The 19,958-nt window shown below is 69.8% G+C and carries 19 protein-coding genes; 10 read left to right on the top strand and 9 right to left on the bottom strand.

The window, feature by feature from the left end; translation table 11 throughout:
• Nucleotides 1-2: 2 nt before the first annotated feature.
• The 3 genes from ACFU5K_RS01685 to ACFU5K_RS01675 all read left to right on the top strand — a co-directional run bounded on the left by ACFU5K_RS01685 (nt 3) and on the right by ACFU5K_RS01675 (nt 3,470).
• Entirely contained in the window at nt 3-248 is a 246-nt protein-coding gene (locus ACFU5K_RS01685; protein ID WP_384055141.1) for an SCO4848 family membrane protein, read from the top strand.
• Between the two features lie 51 nt (nt 249-299).
• Nucleotides 300-1,664: a metallophosphoesterase gene (locus tag ACFU5K_RS01680; RefSeq protein ID WP_384055143.1), complete on the top strand. Its 1,365-nt coding sequence runs from the start codon at nt 300-302 to the stop codon at nt 1,662-1,664.
• Nucleotides 1,665-1,916: 252 nt separating this feature from the next.
• Nucleotides 1,917-3,470, top strand: a complete 1,554-nt coding sequence (locus ACFU5K_RS01675) for an ABC transporter substrate-binding protein (protein ID WP_384055146.1) — start codon at nt 1,917-1,919, stop codon at nt 3,468-3,470.
• Here ACFU5K_RS01675 and ACFU5K_RS01670 read toward each other — a convergent pair.
• From ACFU5K_RS01670 to ACFU5K_RS01640, 7 genes are all read right to left on the bottom strand, one after another.
• Nucleotides 3,457-4,200 carry a TetR family transcriptional regulator gene (locus ACFU5K_RS01670; protein WP_384055149.1) on the bottom strand — a complete coding sequence of 248 codons (744 nt, stop codon included), beginning with the start codon at nt 4,198-4,200 and terminating at the stop codon, nt 3,457-3,459. The genes ACFU5K_RS01675 and ACFU5K_RS01670 overlap by 14 nt on opposite strands.
• A gap of 253 nt (nt 4,201-4,453) precedes the next feature.
• A complete protein-coding gene (locus ACFU5K_RS01665) occupies nt 4,454-5,050 on the bottom strand; it encodes a hypothetical protein (protein WP_384055152.1) in 597 nt (198 codons plus the stop codon).
• A gap of 173 nt (nt 5,051-5,223) precedes the next feature.
• On the bottom strand, nt 5,224-5,991 hold the full coding sequence (locus ACFU5K_RS01660; RefSeq protein ID WP_384055155.1) for a succinate dehydrogenase iron-sulfur subunit: 768 nt from the start codon (nt 5,989-5,991) through the stop codon (nt 5,224-5,226).
• Entirely contained in the window at nt 5,991-7,745 is a 1,755-nt protein-coding gene (gene sdhA / locus ACFU5K_RS01655; protein ID WP_384055158.1) for a succinate dehydrogenase flavoprotein subunit, read from the bottom strand. Before sdhA ends, ACFU5K_RS01660 begins: the two co-directional genes overlap by 1 nt.
• 29 nt (nt 7,746-7,774) lie before the next feature.
• Nucleotides 7,775-8,254, bottom strand: a complete 480-nt coding sequence (locus tag ACFU5K_RS01650; protein WP_384055161.1) for a succinate dehydrogenase hydrophobic membrane anchor subunit — start codon at nt 8,252-8,254, stop codon at nt 7,775-7,777.
• A gap of 5 nt (nt 8,255-8,259) precedes the next feature.
• A complete protein-coding gene (gene sdhC, locus ACFU5K_RS01645) occupies nt 8,260-8,640 on the bottom strand; it encodes a succinate dehydrogenase, cytochrome b556 subunit (RefSeq protein WP_384055164.1) in 381 nt (126 codons plus the stop codon).
• Between the two features lie 167 nt (nt 8,641-8,807).
• Nucleotides 8,808-9,506, bottom strand: coding sequence for a 2-oxo-4-hydroxy-4-carboxy-5-ureidoimidazoline decarboxylase (locus tag ACFU5K_RS01640; RefSeq protein WP_384055167.1), 699 nt, complete (start codon nt 9,504-9,506; stop codon nt 8,808-8,810).
• Between the two features lie 235 nt (nt 9,507-9,741).
• Here ACFU5K_RS01640 and ACFU5K_RS01635 point away from each other — a divergent pair, with 235 nt between their 5' ends.
• The 6 genes from ACFU5K_RS01635 (at nt 9,742) to ACFU5K_RS01610 (ending at nt 15,657) form a co-directional block, all read left to right on the top strand.
• Nucleotides 9,742-11,328, top strand: coding sequence for a family 20 glycosylhydrolase (locus tag ACFU5K_RS01635; RefSeq protein WP_384055170.1), 1,587 nt, complete (start codon nt 9,742-9,744; stop codon nt 11,326-11,328).
• 226 nt (nt 11,329-11,554) lie between these two features.
• Nucleotides 11,555-12,259 carry a DUF4328 domain-containing protein gene (locus ACFU5K_RS01630; RefSeq protein ID WP_384055172.1) on the top strand — a complete coding sequence of 235 codons (705 nt, stop codon included), beginning with the start codon at nt 11,555-11,557 and terminating at the stop codon, nt 12,257-12,259.
• A 73-nt stretch (nt 12,260-12,332) separates the two neighbouring features.
• On the top strand, nt 12,333-12,845 hold the full coding sequence (locus ACFU5K_RS01625) for a hypothetical protein (protein WP_384055175.1): 513 nt from the start codon (nt 12,333-12,335) through the stop codon (nt 12,843-12,845).
• Nucleotides 12,846-12,963: 118 nt separating this feature from the next.
• Nucleotides 12,964-13,557, top strand: coding sequence for a hypothetical protein (locus tag ACFU5K_RS01620; protein WP_384055178.1), 594 nt, complete (start codon nt 12,964-12,966; stop codon nt 13,555-13,557).
• A gap of 361 nt (nt 13,558-13,918) precedes the next feature.
• A complete protein-coding gene (locus ACFU5K_RS01615; protein WP_384055323.1) occupies nt 13,919-14,602 on the top strand; it encodes an RNA polymerase sigma factor in 684 nt (227 codons plus the stop codon).
• A complete protein-coding gene (locus tag ACFU5K_RS01610; RefSeq protein ID WP_384055181.1) occupies nt 14,581-15,657 on the top strand; it encodes a hypothetical protein in 1,077 nt (358 codons plus the stop codon). The genes ACFU5K_RS01615 and ACFU5K_RS01610 overlap by 22 nt, the downstream gene beginning before the upstream one ends.
• 204 nt (nt 15,658-15,861) lie before the next feature.
• On the opposite strand, the gene ACFU5K_RS01605 is transcribed toward ACFU5K_RS01610, so the two are convergent.
• The gene (locus tag ACFU5K_RS01605; RefSeq protein ID WP_384055326.1) at nt 15,862-16,734 is read right to left on the bottom strand and encodes a L,D-transpeptidase family protein; all 873 of its coding nucleotides are present in this window, start codon (nt 16,732-16,734) and stop codon (nt 15,862-15,864) included.
• Nucleotides 16,735-16,969: 235 nt separating this feature from the next.
• On the opposite strand from ACFU5K_RS01605, the gene ACFU5K_RS01600 reads away from it, so the two are divergent.
• Nucleotides 16,970-18,550 carry a methylmalonyl-CoA mutase gene (locus ACFU5K_RS01600; protein ID WP_384055184.1) on the top strand — a complete coding sequence of 527 codons (1,581 nt, stop codon included), beginning with the start codon at nt 16,970-16,972 and terminating at the stop codon, nt 18,548-18,550.
• Nucleotides 18,551-18,678: 128 nt separating this feature from the next.
• Here ACFU5K_RS01600 and ACFU5K_RS01595 read toward each other — a convergent pair whose 3' ends face one another.
• Entirely contained in the window at nt 18,679-19,956 is a 1,278-nt protein-coding gene (locus ACFU5K_RS01595; protein ID WP_384055187.1) for an acyltransferase family protein, read from the bottom strand.
• Between the last annotated feature and the right edge of the window lie 2 nt (nt 19,957-19,958).

The following is a 19,958-nucleotide window of genomic DNA, read 5'->3' as shown; positions in this document are numbered from 1 at the left end:
GTATGAAGCTCAGCCGCCCCGTCTCCTGGTTCCTGCTCGTGTTCGGGGTGTGGAGCTGGTTCATCTGGATCACCTTTGCAAAGAACCTGTGGAAGGACGGCAGCGGGCTCGCGTTCGACGACGCGGGTGGACCGACCGCCTACTTCTGGGTCCATCTCCTGCTCGCCATCACCTCGTTTCTTCTGGGGACGGCCGTCGGAGTCATCGGGTTCCGTGGTGTCAGGGCTTTGCGTCACGCAGGCAGATGACGGGCCGGGCGCTCACCGGCGCCAGGACGGGATTTCAGCGGGGGAGCGTTCGTGGTTGTGGTCTTCGTGCTCGTGGCGGTCGCGGTTCTCGCCCTGCTCGTCCTGGTGCACCGCTACGTGTGGCACCGGCTGATCGGTGACACGACGACACCGGGCGGCCTCGCGCGCCGCGCCGGTACCGTCGCGGCGTTCGTACTGCCGCTGCTCTCCGTCGGCGCCCTCGTCTCGAGCCGGACCGGACTGCCCTTCGCGGTGCAGCAGGTGCTGGCCTGGCCTGGCTTCCTGTGGCTGGCCGCCCTGCTCTACCTCACGCTTGCCCTGCTGGCGGGAGAGGCCGTGCGCCCCGTTCTGCGCCGTGTCCTCGCACGACGGGACGGGACCGCCGAAGCTGCCCCGGGGTCCGCCGGGACGACGAGCCCCTCCGCAGAGGCAGCCGTCGGCGCGCGCCCGGTGGATGTCACCCTCACGGATGCCGCCGGGCCCGAGGCCGCACCGGCCAGGTCAGGCGAAGCCCATGAGGCCCCGGCTGCGACGGACGTCACCGTGTCCCTGGAAGCCCACGACATCCCGGCCGCCCCGAAGGCGGCCGATCCCTCCCGCAGGCTGTTCGTCGCCCGCGCCGTCGGCGGGGCAGCGGCCCTCGCCGGCCTGGGCACGGTCGGATACGGCACCTACGGGGTCCTGCGCGGCCCCCGGGTCAAGCGCGTCACCGTGCCGCTGGCCGGACTCCCTCGCTCCGCACACGGCTTCAGGATCGCCGTGGTCAGCGACATCCACATCGGCCCGGTCCTGGGCCGCTCACACACCCGGCGCATCGTCGACACGATCAACGCCACCGGCCCGGATCTCGTCGCGGTCGTCGGGGACCTCGTCGACGGCTCGGTCGCGGACCTGGCCTCCGCCGCCGAACCGCTCGCCGATCTCGAAGCCCGTCACGGCAGCTACTTCGTGACCGGCAACCACGAATACTTCTCCGGTGCGGCCCAGTGGGTCGATCACGTCCGCGAACTGGGCCTGCACCCGCTGGAGAACGCCCGCGTCGAGATCGGCGGCTTCGACCTCGCGGGGGTCAACGACATCGCCGGTGAGAGCGAGGGGCAGGGACCCGACTTCGCCCGTGCCCTCGGTGACCGGGACCGCAGCCGCGCCTCCGTCCTCCTCGCGCACCAGCCCGTCGTCATCGACCACGCCGTCGAGTACGGGGTGGGGCTGCAGCTCTCAGGCCACACCCACGGGGGTCAGCTCTGGCCCGGCAACCTCGTGGCCGAGCTCGCCAACCCCACGGTCGCAGGCCTCGAACGTTACGGTGACACACAGTTGTACGTCTCGCGGGGCGCGGGTGCGTGGGGTCCACCGGTGCGTGTCGGGGCGCCGTCCGACATCACCGTGGTGGAGCTGGCCTCCCGCCAGGCCTGAGCGCCCACGCCCGGCCTCCCGCCAGGCCCGAGCGCCGACGATGCCCTCCCCGGGCACGGAAAGCACGCACAGAGGTCACATCCAGCGATGAAAACGTCGTGAGAACAGCACTTTTGGCGAACAAGTCACGGCCGGCATCGTCCTTCGACTTCCCGATGTGAATATCGTGTGATTGGGTGAGGGCGAACATGCGGCGATGTGCGCGATTCCCGCACATGAGCCGAGTTGGGCTGGTAAGGGAGAGCACGACACATGCGGTCGATCCGGATACGGATTCTCGCGACAATCGCGGTACTGGCCATCGTCGGATTCGGAGGCTGGAGACTGCTCCCCTCGGACGAGGTGAACGAGGATCCCATCAAGGTCGGCACGACCGACGAGGTGACCTCGCTCGACCCGGCCGGGGCCTACGACGCGGGTTCCTGGGCCATCTACAGCAACTTGTACCAGTCGCTGCTGACCTTCAAGTCCGGTGCGATCGTGCCGGAGCCGGACGCGGCGGAGAGCTGCGGGTTCGTCGGGCAGAAGCTCCAGACCTACCAGTGCACGATGCGGGACGACCTGACGTTCTCCAACGGCCGCAAGATCACCGCCGCGGACGTGAAGTACTCCTTCGACCGCATGCTCAAGATCAAGACGGACGTCGGTCCTTCGGTCCTCTTCCCCAATCTCGCCTCGGTCGTGACCGAGGGGCGGACCGTCACCTTCAACCTGTCGACCCGTGACGCGACCTTCCCGCAGAAGCTCGCGACGGGTGCCGGGTCCATCGTGGACCCCAGCGCCTACCCGAAGGACAAGCTCCGCACCGGCAACCAGGTCGACGGCTCGGGGCCGTACATCCTGAAGGCGTACGAGCCCGGGGTGCAGGCCAAGCTGGTGCCCAACCCGGCCTACAAGGGCGCGCTGAAGAAGACCGGGGTGGCTGTCGACATCCGCTACTTCGAGGGATCCGACCAGCTCCAGGCCGCCTGGCAGGCCGGCGAGGTCGATGTCACGCACCGTCAGCTGCCCGCCGACAAGCTCGCCGAGCTCGACCCGGGTGCCACCGATCAGCGCGTGACCGAGGCGGACAGCGCCGAGATCCGCAACCTGGTCTTCAACGTCCGCGCCGACTCGCCGCTCTCGGACAAGCGGGTCCGCCAAGCGCTGGCGTGGATCATCGACCGCGGCCCGCTGGTCAGCGACGTCTACCACAGCACCGTCGAGCCGCTCTACTCGCTGATCCCCCAGGGCTACATCGGGCACAGCACCCCCTTCTTCGACGCCTACCCGCAGCCCGATCCGAAGCGGGCCAAGGCCCTCATGCAGCAGGCGGGGGTGCAGATGCCGCTGCACATCACGTTCGCCCACCGCGACGACGACGCGAACAAGGCGGAGAGCGCCGAGCTGGTCCGCCAGATGGAGAAGGACGGACTGTTCAAGGTAACCGAGAAGGCCGTGGAGTGGCAGGCCTTCCAGAAGGGTTACGCGGCGGGCGACTACGACGCCTACACGGTCGGCTGGCTCCCCGACTTCCCCGACTCCGACACCTTCAGCCAGCCGCTCGTCGGCCGCGACAACAGCCTCCACAACGGCTACGACAGCGCGAAGATGAACAGGCTGATCACGGCCACGCAGCAGTACAGCGACCGCGGCCGCACGTCGTCCGACTTCAAGGATCTGCAGCAGCTGGTCGGCGAGGACGTGCCGCTCATCCCGCTGTGGCAGAAGAAGGACTACGTCGTCGCCACGCCGGACGTGTCGGGCTCCCAGTACCTCTCGGACGGTACCGGGATCTGGCGCCTCTGGGAACTCAGCTGGATCTGACGTCCCGGGCCCCGGGCATGAACTCGACCAGCACGTCGTGAACCTGCCGCACGAGCGGTCGCAGCACCCGGAAACGGGAGAGTGCGATCGCCCGTGCGGCGAGTGGCGCCGTGCGCTCCACCAGCCGTCGGCTGCGCTCCGTGTTCTCGGTACGGTCGTAGACCCAGAAAAGCACCATCCCCATCTGCATCAGCCACATCAACTGCGGGAGCAGCTCGTCCAGTTCGGGGTCACGCTTGATGTCCGACCCGGCCAGGCAGCGCCTGTGGATGGAGATCGCGGCCTCGCGGGCGGCGACGGAATCCTCCGAGAACGGTGAGAGCGGGCTCTCGGGGTCGGCGGCGTTCTTGAAGAACTGGCCCGCGAAGCGGTGGTACTGCTCTGCCACGTCCAGCCAGCCGAGCAGTACCCCACGGATGCGGACGGCGAGATCGGTGTCACCCTCCAGGACCGGCTGGACGGCGACCGCGTGCTCGGCGGCGATCCGGTCGTAGAAGCCCTGGACGAGGTGTTCCTTCGAGGAGAAGTAGTAGTAGGCGTTCCCCACGGAGACGCCGGCCTCCTGCGCGATGGCCCGCATCGTGGTCTTGTCGTATCCGCGCTGCTCGAAGAGCCGGAGCGCGGTCTCAAGGATCAGCGTGCGGGTCTGCTCGCTCTTGGGGGCCTTGGAGGCCCTGCCGGACGGCCTCGCCGCGTTCGCGTCAGCCACGTTGTCCTCTTCCTTCACCACAGGCCCAAGGCTATCCGGGAGATCCGCCCGCGGAATCCGGCAGCCCGGCCCGGCAGAGCCACACCGCTCCGAGGTGACGGACCTGAACCTCGCCGCGGTGAGCACGGACCCTTCGGGAGGTGCCCAGCCGTCGGATCGGGAACCGGAGAGCCGGGGACCGGTGGTGCGGTCCCCGGCGTGAAACCAGGCGTGGTCCGTGGCCGCGGCAGCTGACGGGCGATCTGGGTGGCGGCCCGGTGCGAGGGACCGGATCTCAGGCGCTCATCGAACGCGCCGTGTTGACCTGCGACATGACCATCTGGAAGGTCTCGGGCCCCGTTGCCGGGATCATCGTCGAGTGGTGGCGGCCGGCGCTGGTGACGGTGACCTGGATGAAGCCGGTCGTGTGCTTTTCCTTCATCAGGAGGAACAGCAGACCGATCAGGCAGAACAGCGCGAAGACGATCGCCAGCACGATGCCGACGGTGGGGATCTTCTCCTCCGTGCGCGACATGTCCGTCGCCGTCCACACCGCGCCCTTCAGCGGCATGGTGCCGGACGGCGTCACGATCCCGTCGTTCATCACCGTGATGTCACCGAACGAGAGCATGGGCACCCCGCCGGTCCCGCCGTACTGCACCGGCAGGTTGAAGCCGGGCTGCGTCGGCTGGCCGCCCGGTCCCGGACAGCCGTACCCGGGGCCGGGCTGAGCCGCGGAATCCGGCAGCGGCTGCGGGTAGCCGTACGCCGGGGTGGCGCCCGGCGCCGGATAGCCGTAACCCTGGCCGTCCGGCATCGTGGGCGGGTTGCCCGGTGGCTGCGGCGGGCCCCACTTGTATGAGTCGTCCGCGTACGGATTCGGATCGCTCACAGCGTTCCCCGTTCTCCCTCAAGGCATCTGCTCCCGTGCTGTGCTGCGCCGGGAGAGGTGAGCCGGTCAGGCTCCGCACGACCGTACCGTCCCGGCCCGCCCCCACGTACCAAGAGACCCCGTTCCCCGCACGTGCGGCGCGGGGAACGGGGTCTCGGGAGGTGACGCGAGGGTCAGAAGCGACGCGTGATCAGGGCGCGCTTCACTTCCTGGATCGCCTTGGTGACCTCGATGCCACGCGGGCAGGCGTCCGTGCAGTTGAACGTCGTGCGGCAACGCCACACACCGTCACGGTCGTTGAGGATCTCCAGGCGCTGCTCCCCGGCCTCGTCACGCGAGTCGAAGATGAAGCGGTGCGCGTTGACGATGGCCGCCGGGCCGAAGTACTGGCCGTCGTTCCAGAACACCGGGCACGAGGACGTGCACGCGGCGCACAGGATGCACTTGGTGGTGTCGTCGAAGCGCTCACGGTCCTCGGCGGACTGCAGACGCTCACGCGTCGGCTCGTTGCCCTTGGTGACGAGGAAGGGCATGACGTCGCGGTACGCCTGGAAGAACGGGTCCATGTCGACCACAAGGTCCTTGAGGACCGTGAGGCCCTTTATGGCCTCGACCGTGATCGGCTTGTCCGGGTTGATGTCCTTGATCAGCGTCTTGCAGGCGAGTCTGTTCTTGCCGTTGATCCGCATCGCGTCGGACCCGCAGATGCCGTGCGCGCAGGAGCGGCGGAAGGTCAGGGAACCGTCCAGCTCCCACTTGATCTTGTGAAGGGCGTCGAGGACACGCTCCTTCGGGTCGATCGAGATCTGGAAGTCCTGCCACTGGACCTCGTCGGAGACCTCCGGGTTGAACCGGCGGATCCGGAACGTGGCGGTGATGTAGGGCGAGTCGCCGAAGCCGGCCTCGGCCTTGTCGCTCTTTTCCAGGGTCGGAGTAGCCATCAGTACTTACGCTCCATCGGCTGGTAGCGGGTCGTGACGACCGGCTTGTAGTCGAGCCTGATCGACTCGGAGCCGTCGTCCGCGACCTCGCGGTACGCCATGGTGTGGCGCATGAAGTTGACGTCGTCGCGGTTCGGGAAGTCCTCGCGGTAGTGACCACCGCGGGACTCCTTGCGGGCCAGCGCCGAGGCCGCCATGACCTCGGCCAGGTCGAGGAGGTTGCCCAGCTCGACGGCCTCCAGGAGGTCGGTGTTGAACCGCTTGCCCTTGTCCTGGATGGACACGTTGAGATAGCGCGCCCGCAGCTCGGCGATCTTGTCGACCGCCGTCTTGATGGTCTGCTCGGTGCGGAACACCATCACGTTGGCGTCCATGCACTCCTGCAGTTCCGTGCGGAGTACGGCGACGCGCTCGGTGCCCGTCGAGTTGCGCAGCCGCTCGAGCTGCTCCTCCACCAGCTTCGCCGGGTTCTCGGGAAGCTCGACGAAGTCGTTCTTCGCGGAGTACTCGGCGGCCGCGATGCCCGACCGGCGTCCGAAGACGTTGATGTCGAGCAGCGAGTTGGTGCCGAGGCGGTTGGCACCGTGCACGGAGACACATGCGACCTCGCCGGCGGCGTACAGGCCCGGGACGACGGTGGTGTTGTCGGCCAGCACCTCGCCCTCGACGTTGGTCGGGATGCCGCCCATGGCGTAGTGCGCGGTCGGCTGGATCGGGATCGGGTCCGTGTAGGGCTCGATGCCGAGGTAGGTACGCGCGAACTCGGTGATGTCCGGGAGCTTCGCGTCCAGCTGCTCCGGCGGGAGGTGCGTGAGGTCGAGGTAGACGTGGTCACCCTCGGGGCCGCAGCCGCGGCCCTCACGGATCTCCGTGTAGATGGAGCGGGACACGACGTCACGGGACGCGAGGTCCTTCATGACCGGCGCGTACTTCTCCATGAAGCGCTCGCCGTCCTTGTTGCGGAGGATGCCGCCCTCACCGCGGGCGCCCTCCGTCAGCAGGATGCCCATGCGCCAGATGCCCGTCGGGTGGAACTGGAAGAACTCCATGTCCTCCAGCGGCAGACCACGGCGGTACGCGGCGGCCTGGCCGTCACCGGTCAGGGTGTGGGCGTTGGAGGTCACCTTGAAGAACTTGCCGGTGCCGCCGGAGGCGAAGATGACCGACTTCGCCTGGAAGACGTGGATCTCGCCGGTCGCCAGCTCGTAGGCGACGACGCCCGCGGACTTCTTGACCCCGTCCACGTCCTGGAGCAGGAGGTCCAGGACGTAGAACTCGTTGAAGAACTCCACGCCCTCCTTGACGCAGTTCTGGTACAGCGTCTGGAGGATCATGTGACCGGTGCGGTCCGAGGCGTAACACGACCGGCGGACCGGGGCCTCGCCGTGGCTACGGGTGTGACCGCCGAAGCGGCGCTGGTCGATGCGGCCCTCGGGCGTCCGGTTGAACGGCAGGCCCATCTTCTCCAGGTCGAGGACGGCGTCGATGGCCTCCTTCGCCAGGATCTCGGCGGCGTCCTGGTCGACCAGGTAGTCGCCGCCCTTGATCGTGTCGAAGGTGTGCCACTCCCAGTTGTCCTCCTCCACGTTCGCCAGCGCGGCGGCCATGCCGCCCTGCGCGGCACCCGTGTGGGAGCGGGTGGGGTAGAGCTTCGTCAGGACGGCGGTGCGGCTGCGCTTGGTCGACTCGATGGCCGCGCGCATGCCGGCGCCGCCGGCGCCGACGATGACTGTGTCGTACTTGTGGATCTGCATGGTTTCCTCTGGTCCCTCTGTCCCGGCGCCTAGCGGATGTTCGGGTCGAAGGTGAAGATCACCAGCGTGCCCAGCAGGACGGTGAACACCGTTGCGGTGTACAGGAGCATCTTCAGCCAGAAGCGGGTGTTGTCCCGTTCGGCGTAGTCGTTGATGACCGTACGGAGGCCGTTGGCGCCGTGGAGCATGGCGAGCCACAGCATCGCCAGGTCCCAGAGCTGCCAGAACGGCGAGGCCCAGCGGCCCGCGACGAACGCGAAACCGATCTTGGACACGCCACCGTCGAGCACCAGCTGGATCAGCAGGTGGCCGATGACCAGGACGACCAGCACGATGCCCGACAGGCGCATGAAGAGCCAGGCGTACATCTCGAAGTTGGTGCGCGATCCCTTGGGTGTCTTGCCCGTGCGCTGGCGCGGGGGCTCGATCACCGGGGCCGGGTTGTCGACGTCGAACAGGCTCACGGCCTCGACGTCGCCGATCGCCGACGAAGGAGTCTCGGTGGACATTGGCCTCAGCTCCCGAAGACTTCACGTACGGCGTGGCCGAGGACGGGGTAAAGGGCCCCGGCCATCAGCACGATCCAGATACCGAGGACGGTCCAGAGCATCTGCTTCTGGTAGCGCGGGCCCTTGGCCCAGAAGTCCACGGCGACGATACGGAGACCGTTCAGCGCGTGGAACAGGATGGCGGCCACCAGGCCGTACTCGAGCAGCGCGACGAGCGGGGTCTTGTAGGTGGCCACGACCTCGTCGTACGCCTCGGGGGAGACACGCACGAGAGCGGTGTCCAGGACGTGTACGAACAGGAAGAAGAAAATGAGGACACCGGTGACTCGATGAGCCACCCAGGACCACATGCCTTCCCGGCCGCGGTACAGCGTTCCAGCCGGCACGGAAGAACCCTCCGGGAGCGGGGATTGGGGTCGGCCGGCTTGACTGTCGGTCTGACCCGGCCGGGTACGGTCCACCGGCCCCGGCCATCGTAGCGACGCTTTGTCGGTTCCATGGCGGCGGGGCCCGTCGGTGTGATCAAAGTGGCAATCAAACAGGCACGGACGGCCTACCGGGGGTCATATGACACCGGGGGCACCTGGCCGGCCTGTCGCCCGGCCTCCGTCACCAGCTCGATGATGCGGCCCCGGGCGAGTCGTCGCATCTCCTCCGCGGTCAGGGCGCGCTCCTCGTCCGGTTCGTGGGCCAGTCGGGTGCGGATGGAGGCCAGCACCTGGTCGACGTGCTGGGAGGGCCGGAGCCCGTCGAGGCAGATCACGAAGACGTGGCCGAAGCGGCTCTCGTAGGCGGCGTGCGCGGCGCGCAGCGCCAGGTGGGCTGCGCGGGGCGCGGCGTGGTGCAGGCAGGGTGCGCTCTCCACCGCGAGCGCTTCGGCGATGTCGGAGGGTGCGAGGTCGTACCCCGCCTCGTCGGAGGCGGCGAGCAGGGTGTCCAGGTCGGGGTAGGGCCGGTGGGCGGCCATCCGCAGGGCCCAGCGGCGGCTGCCGCAGCACTCCAGCAGGGCGGCCTCGGCGAGCTCGCGCGGCCAGGCGTTGAAGTGACGGATCCCGTTCGAGTAGGCATTCTTGCGAGCGCTCCCCGAGACTGATTCCGGAACAAGGGCCTCCGCCGGTGCCTCACGCAGGGTCGGGGCGGGGCCCTGGCCCTGGACGGGTACGGCTGCCCGCCCGGTCTGCTGAGGTTGTTTCGGCAGGCCGGCGTGGGACTCGCTGGACCTGGACAGCGGGACTCCTCGGACGAAAGGCATCTGTGACCCTGCAGACGGGCCTGGGTGCGACGAGGTTGCTCAGAGCGTGGAAGTGAGGACTGGGATGTATGTGCCGCAACGCTATCGAGACCAGGCGACCAGCAACCGAAGGGTGCGAGAAATTCACCCACACGGGAGAGTTTCGGAACGCCTGATGGACGAATTAGCGGATGGATTGTCCGGCTTTCTCGTTGTCTTTGATCTCTTTTGCCCCCGATCCGGAGGATTCTGACCGATGTCGCCCTCACGCGGAACCCTGGTGGCCGGCGCGGCCGTAGCCGTCGCCGCCGCCGTCACGCTCACCTTGGTCGTCTGGCCCGACGACTCCGGCTCCGGGACCCGGAACGGTGGCGCAGCCTCGGCCCGTACCTCGCCCTCCCCGTCCCGGAGCTATCCGCTCTCCACGACGCCGCGGACGATACCCGCGGTGCGCGAGCACACCCCCGCGCGCGGGCCGGGCTGGAAGCCGGCCGGCAACAGCACCGTCGTCGTGGCCGACCCCGAACTCGCGGACGAGGCGAAGCTGCTCGCCAAGGAGCTGAAGATCAGCTACCGGGGTGAGAAGTCCCCCCGTGAAGGTGACGTCGAACTGGCGCTCTCCGCAGGCAAGGGCGACCCGGAGTCGTACACCATGAAGACGGCGGGCGGCCGGGTCACCATCAGCGGCCCCGGGCAGGCGGGTGTCTTCTACGGGACCCGCACCCTCAAGCAGTCGCTGAACGCCGACGGCACCGTGCCCGAGGGCGTCGTGCGCGACACCCCGGACCGTCCCCAGCGCGGGTTCAACCTCGACATAGCGCGCAAATACTACTCCGCGGACTGGATAGAGGACCGGCTGCGCGAGATGGCCGACCTCAAGCTCAACCAGCTCGGACTGCACTTGTCCGACGACCAGGCCTTCCGGATCGAGTCCGACACCCACCCCGAGGTCGTGTCCGACGAGCACCTGAGCAAGGCCGAGGTGCGCCGGATAGTGAAGCTCGCGCAGAGCCTGCACATCACCGTGGTCGGTGAGATCGACTCTCCCGGACACCTCGGCGCCGTCCTGCGCGCGCACCCCGACCTCCAGCTGCGCAACACGCAGGGCGTGGCACGGCAGGGCGCCATCGACATCTCCGAGCCGGAGTCGGCGCAGATCGTCGACGACCTGCTGAACGAGTACGCCGAACTCCTCCCCGGCGCCTGGTTCCACGTCGGAGCGGACGAGTACCAGGCCCTCACGGTGAGCAGCCCGCAGGCCTCCTATCCTCAACTCGCCGCGGCAGCACGCGAGAAGTACGGCGCCGACGCCACCGTCCAGGACCTGGCCGAGGGCTGGCTCAACGACCGCGCCGCCGTCATCCGCAAGGCGCAGAAGATCCCCAAGGCATGGAACGACGGCTTCTTCAGCGGCGGGAGCGTCACCGCGGACAAGGGCATCGAGGTCGAGTACTGGACGGGCAAGGAAATCGGCGCCAGGCCGCCCCAGGACTACCTGGCCGAGGGCCGCAAGGTCGTCAACCTCAACGACGAGTTCCTCTACTACGTACTCGGCGAGCCCAACGACTTCGTGTACCCCACGGGCAAGCGGATCTACGAGCAGTGGACCCCCTTCGTCCTGCGTGGCACCGAGCCGGTGGCCGAGCGCTACTCGAAGCAGATCCTCGGCGGCCGGTTCGCCGTCTGGAGCGACTTCCCGAACGCGCAGACGCAGGAGCAGGTCGCCGCAGGCATCCGGATGCCGCTCAACGCCGTCTCCCAGAAGCTGTGGGATCCGGGCACGCCCGAGCTGACCTGGGCCGACTTCAAGTCGCTGGCCGACGAGGTCGACTCGGTGAACTGATCCCCAACTCCGTGGACATCGCGGTTGAGAAGGGTTAGGTTCCGCTGGCCGCGCGCCTTGGGGGGATGCGCGGCCATGTCCGAGAACCGGAACCCTGGGGGGTCCTTCCATGCTGTGCACGACCTGCGGTACGAGACCGGCCGCATCCGCGGACGGGCGGTGCTCCGTCTGCGCGACGGTTCGTCCCGCGCCGCCGAACGGGCTGATGAAGCCCTCTCCCGCCCCGATGTCGGAGGGACTTCACCGGCTGCGCTCGCCGGCCGGGCTCGCGAAAGCCGTCGTCGTGCTGCTGGGGGTGGTCATCGCGGTCGACGTGTTCGCCCTCGCGGCGGAGCTGAACCTCCGGGGCGAGTACGCGAACATCGGCGACGGGGCGCGGTACGAGTTCGTCTCGGCCACCCACTCCGAGCTCCTCTACCAGCGGGCCGCTGCGGTACAAGGACTCGCGCTGCTGGCCACCGCCATCGTCTTCATCATCTGGTTCCGCCGGGTGCGGCTCAACGCCGAGGTGTTCGACGCGGGCCTCCAGCCCATGCGGCCGGGCTGGGCGATCGGTGCCTGGTTCGTCCCCATCGCCAACATGTGGCTCCCGCGACGGGTCGCCGGCGGCATCTGGACCGCGAGCGCGCAGACCAACACGGACGGCAGTTGGCGAAAGGTCTCGAACGCGCCTCTCAATCTCTGGTGGACGCTGTACCTGGTGTCGGTGCTCGCCGGCTGGGGCGCGTCGAAGAACTACAGCGCGACCGAATACGTCGACGACCTCTCGGACGCCGTGACCCTGATCATGGCCGCCGACGTGCTCGACATCGCCGCGGCCGTCATGGCGATCGTCTTCGTACGCAAGCTGACCCGGATGCAGGGCGAGCGTGCGGCCCGCGGGATGTACCCGCTGTCCGCCCCGGCGCCGGCCGGGGTGCCACAGGCCTGAGTCGGCTCGTTTCGCGCTCCCACCGCGTGTCCGGCGGGCAGAATGGCAGGCCGGACCGCGGGGGGAGCGCGACGTGGGTTTCTGGGGTGTGTACCTGGTGGGCCGCAGCGGTGAACCGCTCCCGGACCACCCGGCGTTGAGGGACGCGCGTGGCCTGCTGACGCTGCGGGAGTTCCGCGCCGACGGCTGGCAGGTGTGGTGTCACCCGGGTCAGCCGGCGCTGGGGAACATGACCGCGCTCGCCGACGCCGCGCGGGCTCCGGTGCTGCTCGGCTTCGTCATGGACAGCGTCTGCGTGGCCGTGGAGGCCGCGGCGCCGCACAGCGGATCGTGGTACGCCTGCCTGGGCCGGGCGCCGATGGCCGTGCACCTCGGCCTGGACGGCACGGCGCTGGAGGATCTCTTCCTGCCGCCCGAGGACGCGGCGGAACGAGCGGTGCGCTGGGCGGCTGAATCCGGCCGCGGTGTGCGCGAGGGGCCGCTGCTCGAACTGCTGCGCATCGAGCAGCCGGAACGGTCCGGCGATGAACTTTTCTTCGCATTTCTGGACTGTCTGGGCATCGAGAGCCTCCAGGCCGAGGCCTGACGTGTTCGGTGTTCCGGCTGAGTGACGCTTTTCGGCCATCCGGCGCTGTACGCGGTAACAGGCAGCACAGCCCTCGTCACTGAGTGGCCGGGCCGCCGAGAAACGAGGGGAGGCGTCCATGACTCTGATGGAGCAGATCGCCCGTGCCGACGAGCGGGGCCTGGCGGCGAGTGCACTCGCCTGTCTGGACCGCTGTCTCACGCCGCCGGACGACGGGAGCGATCCCGAACCGCTGCGCCCGCTCTGGGTGAGCTGCGAGACCGGCAGGGAGTGGGCGGAGCGTCTCGACGCCGTACACGCGGCGCTGGAGCGTGCCGCTTTCGAGGGTGGCGGGGAGACGGCGGCCCGGGTGCGCGCGATGCTCGGTGCCGCGCCGAGGGAGTTCGCGGCCGGGCCGCTGCGGGCCTGGGCGGACGCATGCTCGCTCCTGGCCCTCGACATCCACCGGGAGTTCGACTTCCCGGCCGGTGACGCCGACGCGCTGGAGCTGTACCGCTCGGGCGGGTCGGCCGGCGGCGGGCCGCTCGTCACCGGCGAAGTGCTGCGCCAGACCGAGATCCTGGAGGTGCTCGCCGAGACCCCGGGAACAGCGGGCGGTGGAACGGGCCTGCGGCGGGTGCTGGACCTCTCGGCCGAAGGGCGGCGGGTACTGCGCGCGGTGATGTCGAGACGGGCCCGTGGCCGCGCCCTCGGGACAGGGTCGGGGCATTAGGCCACCGTCGACCCGGATCGTGGCGCCGGTGGCGAAGGACGAGTCCTGACCGGCCGGGAAAGCGACGACTCCGGCCGCCTGTGCGGCCGGCCGCAGCGCCCGAGGTGACGGAACGACGACCGGGGCCGCCACCCCCCACAGGAGAGGCCCCGGTCGTCTTCCACGGAGCCGCAGTGCGGCCCCGTACTCAACTCAGCGCCAAGGGTGCGTTTTCTGTCACACCGCAGTACCTCAGGAGACAGTTGCAGGTTGTACAAGTCATGGACGGGGCACCGTCCGACCACGTAGCGTGCTGACTCGCGCAGGGCTGCGCGGCAGTGGTGACCAGCTGCGATTCGGATCAGCAGGGCGGGTTGAGGGAGTGCTGGGGGACGACGCGGAGCTGACCGCCGCGGTGCTCGCGGCACAGGACGGGGACGAGGACGCCTTCCGTACTGTGTACCGCGCCGTGCACCCGCGGCTGCTCGGCTACATACGGACGCTGGTCGGTGAACCGGACGCCGAGGACGTGGCATCCGAGTCCTGGCTGCAGATAGCGCGTGATCTCGACCGGTTCAGCGGCGACGCCGACCGGTTCCGCGGATGGGCGGCCCGGATAGCGCGCAACCGCTCGCTGGACCACATCCGGATGCGCGGCAGGCGCCCCGCGATCGGCGGCGACGCGAGCGAACTGGCCGGTGAGGCCGCCGAGTCCGACACGGCGGGGGAGGCACTGGAGTCCCTGGGCACCGGCCGCGCCATGTCCCTCATCGCGCAGCTGCCGCAGGACCAGGCCGAGGCGGTCGTGCTGCGCGTGGTGATAGGCCTGGACGCCAAGAGCGCGGCCATGACACTGGGGAAGCGTCCCGGCGCGGTGCGCACCGCGGCCCACCGCGGTCTGAAGAGGCTCGCGGAACTGGTGGGCGGCGACTGCGGCCAGGAGGACGAGATCCCGGTGGCAGGCCCGGGACTGGGCGCCGTACCCGCACAGCGCCCCGCCCGCAAGGGTGCGGCGGCGTCCGCAGGTGTGATGCATTCGCGTCCGTGGACGCAGAGGGACATGTGATGGCCGACGAGCAGCACGAGTGGCTTGACTCGGACGCTGCGGAGAAACTGCTCCGCGGTGCGTCCGTCGAGTCCGTCGACGATCACACCACGACCGGGCTGGCACAGTTGGAGGCCGCGCTCCGTGCAGTGCGGACCCCGGCCCCGGCCAGGGGCGAACTGCCCGGTGAGGCGGTGGCGACGGCGGCCTTCCGCGAGGCCTCCGGCAGCTGGAAGCGGGCCGGTACGGCACATTCCGCCCCGATCGCCGGAAACCGCGGCGCCCTGCCCGCCGTACGGATCCGGGCGGAGTCCACGGCACCCCGGCGTCCGCGCTGGGGCCGCACGGTGCGCTTCGGCCTGGCCGTCTCGCTCGTGGGGTGCGCGCTCGGCGGGGTGGCCGTCGCCGGGGGCGCGGGCATGTTTCCCACGCCGTTCGGCAGCCACGGCTCACCGGTTCCCGCCGCATCCGTATCAGGCGCCGCGTCCCCCGAGGAGATGGGGGGCGAGGCACCCGAGCCGGAGCGTTCCGTGGCCCCGCCGTCCGGGACGCCGAAGGCGCCCAGCCCTCCGCCGCGTCCGAAGGAGACCGGAGGTGCCGAGGAGGAGCCGGCCGACGGCGAACCGCCGAGCGCGACGGGCGGCGACGGATCGCCCGCGCCGGAGGGCGGGACCCGGGACAGGGGCACCGGCGACCACGGCGCGCGGGACGGCACGGACGGGCGAGACGTGCCCGGCGGCTCAGCGGGCGGGGTGTTCGCGAAGTCCGTCCGGGCGTGCCGTGAGTACCGTGCCGACGCCCTGAGCGAGGAACAGGAGCGCCGTCTCGTCGCGCTGGCCGACGGCGAGGAGAACCTGGACCGCTTCTGCGACCGCGTCCTCGCGGCGGACGGCCGGAACGGCGGGAATGCCGACGAGGGCAGGGGCGACGGCAAGGACCACGGCAAGGACGACGGCGGGAACAGCGGTGGAGGTTCCCTCCCGCCCGTCACCTTCCACACGTGGGGCACGCCCGGCGGGTGGGCGCGGCCGACGACGTTCCCGAGCTCGCCGTCCACCCTGTCGGTGCGCCGCTGACCTGCCTCTGGGTGCGCCTCTGACCTGCATGAACGCGTCGGCTGTAACGTTCTTCGGCGCTACGGCGCAGTACTGAGTGCCGACTGGTCATCGGCCGCGCAATGAGCCGGGGTTCCCCCCGTACCTTCGGCTCGGCGCACCCGGCGCGGGCGGGGCACGTTCCCCCGGTCCCGCCCGCGCCCCCGATCTCCGCGTCCCGCGTCGCTACCAGTAGACGACGACCTTGTCGCCGTTCTTCACCTGGGCGAACAGCGACGCGATCTTCCCCTCGTCCCGCACGTTCACGCATCCGTGCGACGCGCCGCTGTAGCCGCGGGCCGCGAAGTCAGACGAGTAGTGCACCGCCTGGCCGCCGCTGAAGAACATCGCGTACGGCATGGGGGTGTCGTAGAGCGTCGAGACGTGGTGGCGGGACTTCCAGTACACCGAGAAGGTTCCCTCACGGGTGGGCGTGTACTGGGAGCCGAACCGCACGTCCATCGCCGAGACGACCCGGCCGTCGATCATCCAGGACAGCGTGCGGCTGTTCTTGCTGATGCACAGCACCCGGCCCGTCATGCAGCGGGCGTCGGGGCGGGCGACCGGCTTGACGGCCGGCGGATCCAGCTCCTTCGCCGTCGGCTTCCTGGTCATCGCCAGCAGCCGCCGCCACGTCACCGTGTCGGTCCTGCCCGTGCGGGGGAGCTCCCGTTTGCCCTGGAAGGAACGCACCGACGCGGCCGTCGCCGTGCCGTAGTACCCGGTGGGGCTGCGGTCGAAGTGGCCGATCTGCCGTAGCCGCGCCTGGAGTTCCCGTACGCGCCTGCTCCGGTCGCCGACGGACATCAGCGTCCGTGGCCGCGGCGAGGGGCGGGCGCTCGGCGACGCCGGCGGGGTAGCGGACGGAGACGGGACGCCCGCGCTTCCGCTCGGCTTGGCGTCGTCCGGGGCCGACGCGGCCGCCCCGGGCGGGGCGGCGGGGCCGGTGGGTGTGGCCTTGCATCCTGTCGTCAGGGCGGCCAGCAGCACCACACCGACGGCGGCCGCGGCCGCCGCGCGCGCCCTGCCGGTCCGGCTGCCGTCCCGTACGCGTCTCATCATGGGTCCCCCGACCGTCGCGCTGCCACCCGCGTGGCGCGGATGTCTCATGAGACGGATTCCCGCGCTGCCCGGTTGCCGAATCCTGCGCATGATGGAAGAGGCCGGCCCCGGGGCTCGGGAGCGTGCTGTGAGCAAGGTCCCAGCGGAGGGCTCCCGACAGGCAGGGGCACCGCCGCTAAAGTCCGTCGCGAGATTTATTACCGATAAGTAGCTTGAGCGGGAGGCACAGCACATGACGCGTGAGTCCGAGTCAGGACTGCCCATCGAGCCGGTGTACGGGCCGGAGGCCCTCGACGGCTGGCAGGCCGACGAGAAGCTGGGCGAACCCGGGGCGTACCCCTTCACACGCGGTGTCTACCCCACCATGTACACGGGCCGGCCGTGGACCATGCGGCAGTACGCGGGCTTCGGCACCGCCACGGAGTCCAACGCCCGTTACAAGCAGCTGATCGCCAACGGCACGGCGGGCCTGTCCGTCGCGTTCGACCTGCCCACCCAGATGGGGCACGACTCGGACGCCCCCATCGCCTCCGGCGAGGTCGGGAAGGTCGGGGTCGCGATCGACTCGGTCGACGACATGCGCGTCCTCTTCGACGGGATCCCGCTGGGCGAGGTCTCCACGTCGATGACCATCAACGCCCCCGCGTCGCTCCTCCTCCTGCTCTACCAACTGGTCGCCGAGGAGCAGGGGGTGCCCGCCGACCGGCTGACCGGGACCATCCAGAACGACGTGCTCAAGGAGTACATCGCCCGCGGCACGTACATCTTCCCGCCGAAGCCGTCGCTGCGGCTGATCGCCGACATCTTCAAGTACTGCCGGGCCGAGATCCCCAGGTGGAACACCATCTCGATCTCCGGCTACCACATGGCCGAAGCGGGTGCCTCGCCCGCGCAGGAGATCGCGTTCACGCTCGCGGACGGCATCGAGTACGTGCGTACCGCCGTCGCCGCGGGCATGGACGTGGACGACTTCGCCCCCCGGCTGTCCTTCTTCTTCGTCGCCCGTACGACGATCCTGGAGGAGGTCGCCAAGTTCCGTGCCGCACGCCGGATCTGGGCGCGGGTGATGAGGGAGGAGTTCGGCGCGAAGGACCCCAAGTCCCTGATGCTGCGCTTCCACACCCAGACCGCGGGCGTCCAGCTCACCGCGCAGCAGCCCGAGGTCAACCTGGTCCGGGTCGCCGTACAGGGCCTGGGCGCCGTTCTCGGCGGCACTCAGTCGCTGCACACCAACTCCTTCGACGAGGCGATCGCGCTGCCGACCGACAAGTCGGCCCGCCTCGCGCTGCGCACCCAGCAGGTCCTGGCGTACGAGACGGACGTGACGGCCACGGTCGACCCGTTCGCCGGCAGTTACGTCGTCGAGAGGATGACCGACGATGTGGAGGCCGCCGCCCTGGAACTGATGCTCAGGGTCGAGGACATGGGCGGCGCGGTCGGCGCCATCGAACGCGGCTTCCAGAAGGGCGAGATCGAACGCAGCGCCTACCGCATCGCGCAGGAGACGGACAGCGGCGAGCGTGTCGTCGTCGGGGTCAACCGCTTCCGGCTGGACGAGGAGGAGCCGTACGAACCCCTCCGCGTCGACCCGGCGATCGAGGCCCAGCAGGCGGCCCGTCTGGCGAAGCTCCGGGCCGAACGCGACCAGGAGGCGGTGGACGCCGCGCTCGCGGAGCTGAAGAGGGCGGCGGAGGGCACGGCCAATGTGCTGTACCCGATGAAGGACGCGCTGCGGGCGCGGGCGACGGTGGGCGAGGTCTGCGACGCCCTGCGGGAGATCTGGGGGGCGTACGTACCGACGGACGCGTTCTGAGCCGAGCGCCTGTCTGACGGCGGACGAGGACTGATCAACCGCATCGCGGACCGCCCGGACGGAGTGTCGCACCCCCGTGCGACACCGGTACCCGCCTGGCCTCCGTCTTCCGCCGTCGCAAGAGGCTGTCAGCAGGCGCCACCACGGCCGCGGGTCTGCTGTTCCTCGGGTTCGCGGCGAAGCTCTCGTTCACCGGGGTGTGACCTGCCGAGGTCCGTGACGGTGCCCGGCCTTGCCCCGCCCGTCAGGGATCTGCGCAGCAGCGGGGTGCACCACAGCTCCACGTACCGGTGCAGCAGCCACGCCAGCGCCAGCATCAGCGCCACTGTGAGCAACGCCGTCACCCCCGCAGGGATGCCGAGCCGCCGGTGCAACGTGCTCACTGCCACCCACCCCAGATGTTCATGGACGAGATAGAAGGGGTACGTCAGCGCTCCCGCGACCGTCAGCCAAGGGCGGTCGAAGCGGGCGAGAGCGCCGAGCGCGATCGCGGCGACCGCGGCGAAGCCGGCGGTCACGATCGCGATGATGACCAGCGACGAGCGGTACGAGAAGTCGTGCGGGCCCGCCGGGTGCCACAGCGTGGCCACCGCGTAGTGCTGGCCGAGCAGCCAGCTGACTCCGACGATGCCCCAGGCCGTGGCGTCCCGCCGGTTGCGGTGGACCAGGTAGAGCCCGATGCCGCCGGTGAAGAAGGGGGCGTACTCGGGCATCAGGACCACCTCGGCCAGAGGCTCGCCGGATGCCTTACCGAGCGCCGCGGCCAGCGTCCACGCGGCGCAGAACAGTACGATCCGTCGCCTGCCGGCCCCCGGCAGCACCACGCACACGGCGAACAGGGCGTAGAAGCGGATCTCCGCCCACAGCGTCCAGCACACACCGAGCACCCGGTCCACGCCCAGTGGCTGCTGCAGCAGTGTCAGGTTCACCAGCGCATCACTGGGGGAGACCGCCTTGTACGCCACCGCGGGGAGGGCGAAGACCAGTGTCACCAGCAGGACCGCCGCCCAGTACGCGGGCAGCAGCCTGGCTGCCCGGGAGGCGAAGAACGAGGCCAGTGAGCGGCCCCAGCCGCTCATGCAGATCACGAAGCCGCTGATGACGAAGAAGATCTGCACCCCGAGGCAGCCGTAGGCGAACCAGGTGTGGGCGGTGGGGAACAGGGAAGCGGCGGAGGTCCCCCACGCCTTGGTGATGTCGCCGCCCCGGCCGCCGTAGTGGTAGGCGGCGACCATCAGCGCGGCGACCAGCCGCAGCCCGTCCAGAGCGCGCAGCCGGGGTCTGGCGCGCGCCGGCCGGCGGTCCCGGGGTGGCGACGACGACGGACGTGGTGGCGCCGGCACCGGCGCAGGGGCGGCGAGTACCCGCTCGAGGGTCCTGCCCGGATTCTCCGGAGTGATGGTCACGG

It is taken from the genome of Streptomyces sp. NPDC057428 (genome assembly GCF_042803195.1).
Lineage (GTDB): Bacteria > Actinomycetota > Actinomycetes > Streptomycetales > Streptomycetaceae > Streptomyces.
Note: the sequence above shows the minus strand (reverse complement) of the source record. Positions and strands in the feature narration are given on the sequence as shown.

Coding starts and splice junctions, on each gene's coding strand:
- ACFU5K_RS01600 (WP_384055184.1), top strand. CDS start 16,970: ATGACGCGTGAGTCCGAGTCAGGACTGCCCATCGAGCCGGTGTACGGG.
- sdhA (WP_384055158.1), bottom strand. CDS start 7,745: ATGCAGATCCACAAGTACGACACAGTCATCGTCGGCGCCGGCGGCGCC.
- ACFU5K_RS01605 (WP_384055326.1), bottom strand. CDS start 16,734: ATGAGACGCGTACGGGACGGCAGCCGGACCGGCAGGGCGCGCGCGGCG.
- ACFU5K_RS01685 (WP_384055141.1), top strand. CDS start 3: ATGAAGCTCAGCCGCCCCGTCTCCTGGTTCCTGCTCGTGTTCGGGGTG.
- ACFU5K_RS01640 (WP_384055167.1), bottom strand. CDS start 9,506: ATGCCTTTCGTCCGAGGAGTCCCGCTGTCCAGGTCCAGCGAGTCCCAC.
- ACFU5K_RS01650 (WP_384055161.1), bottom strand. CDS start 8,254: ATGTCCACCGAGACTCCTTCGTCGGCGATCGGCGACGTCGAGGCCGTG.
- ACFU5K_RS01620 (WP_384055178.1), top strand. CDS start 12,964: ATGACTCTGATGGAGCAGATCGCCCGTGCCGACGAGCGGGGCCTGGCG.
- ACFU5K_RS01630 (WP_384055172.1), top strand. CDS start 11,555: ATGTCGGAGGGACTTCACCGGCTGCGCTCGCCGGCCGGGCTCGCGAAA.
- ACFU5K_RS01635 (WP_384055170.1), top strand. CDS start 9,742: ATGTCGCCCTCACGCGGAACCCTGGTGGCCGGCGCGGCCGTAGCCGTC.
- ACFU5K_RS01675 (WP_384055146.1), top strand. CDS start 1,917: ATGCGGTCGATCCGGATACGGATTCTCGCGACAATCGCGGTACTGGCC.
- ACFU5K_RS01660 (WP_384055155.1), bottom strand. CDS start 5,991: ATGGCTACTCCGACCCTGGAAAAGAGCGACAAGGCCGAGGCCGGCTTC.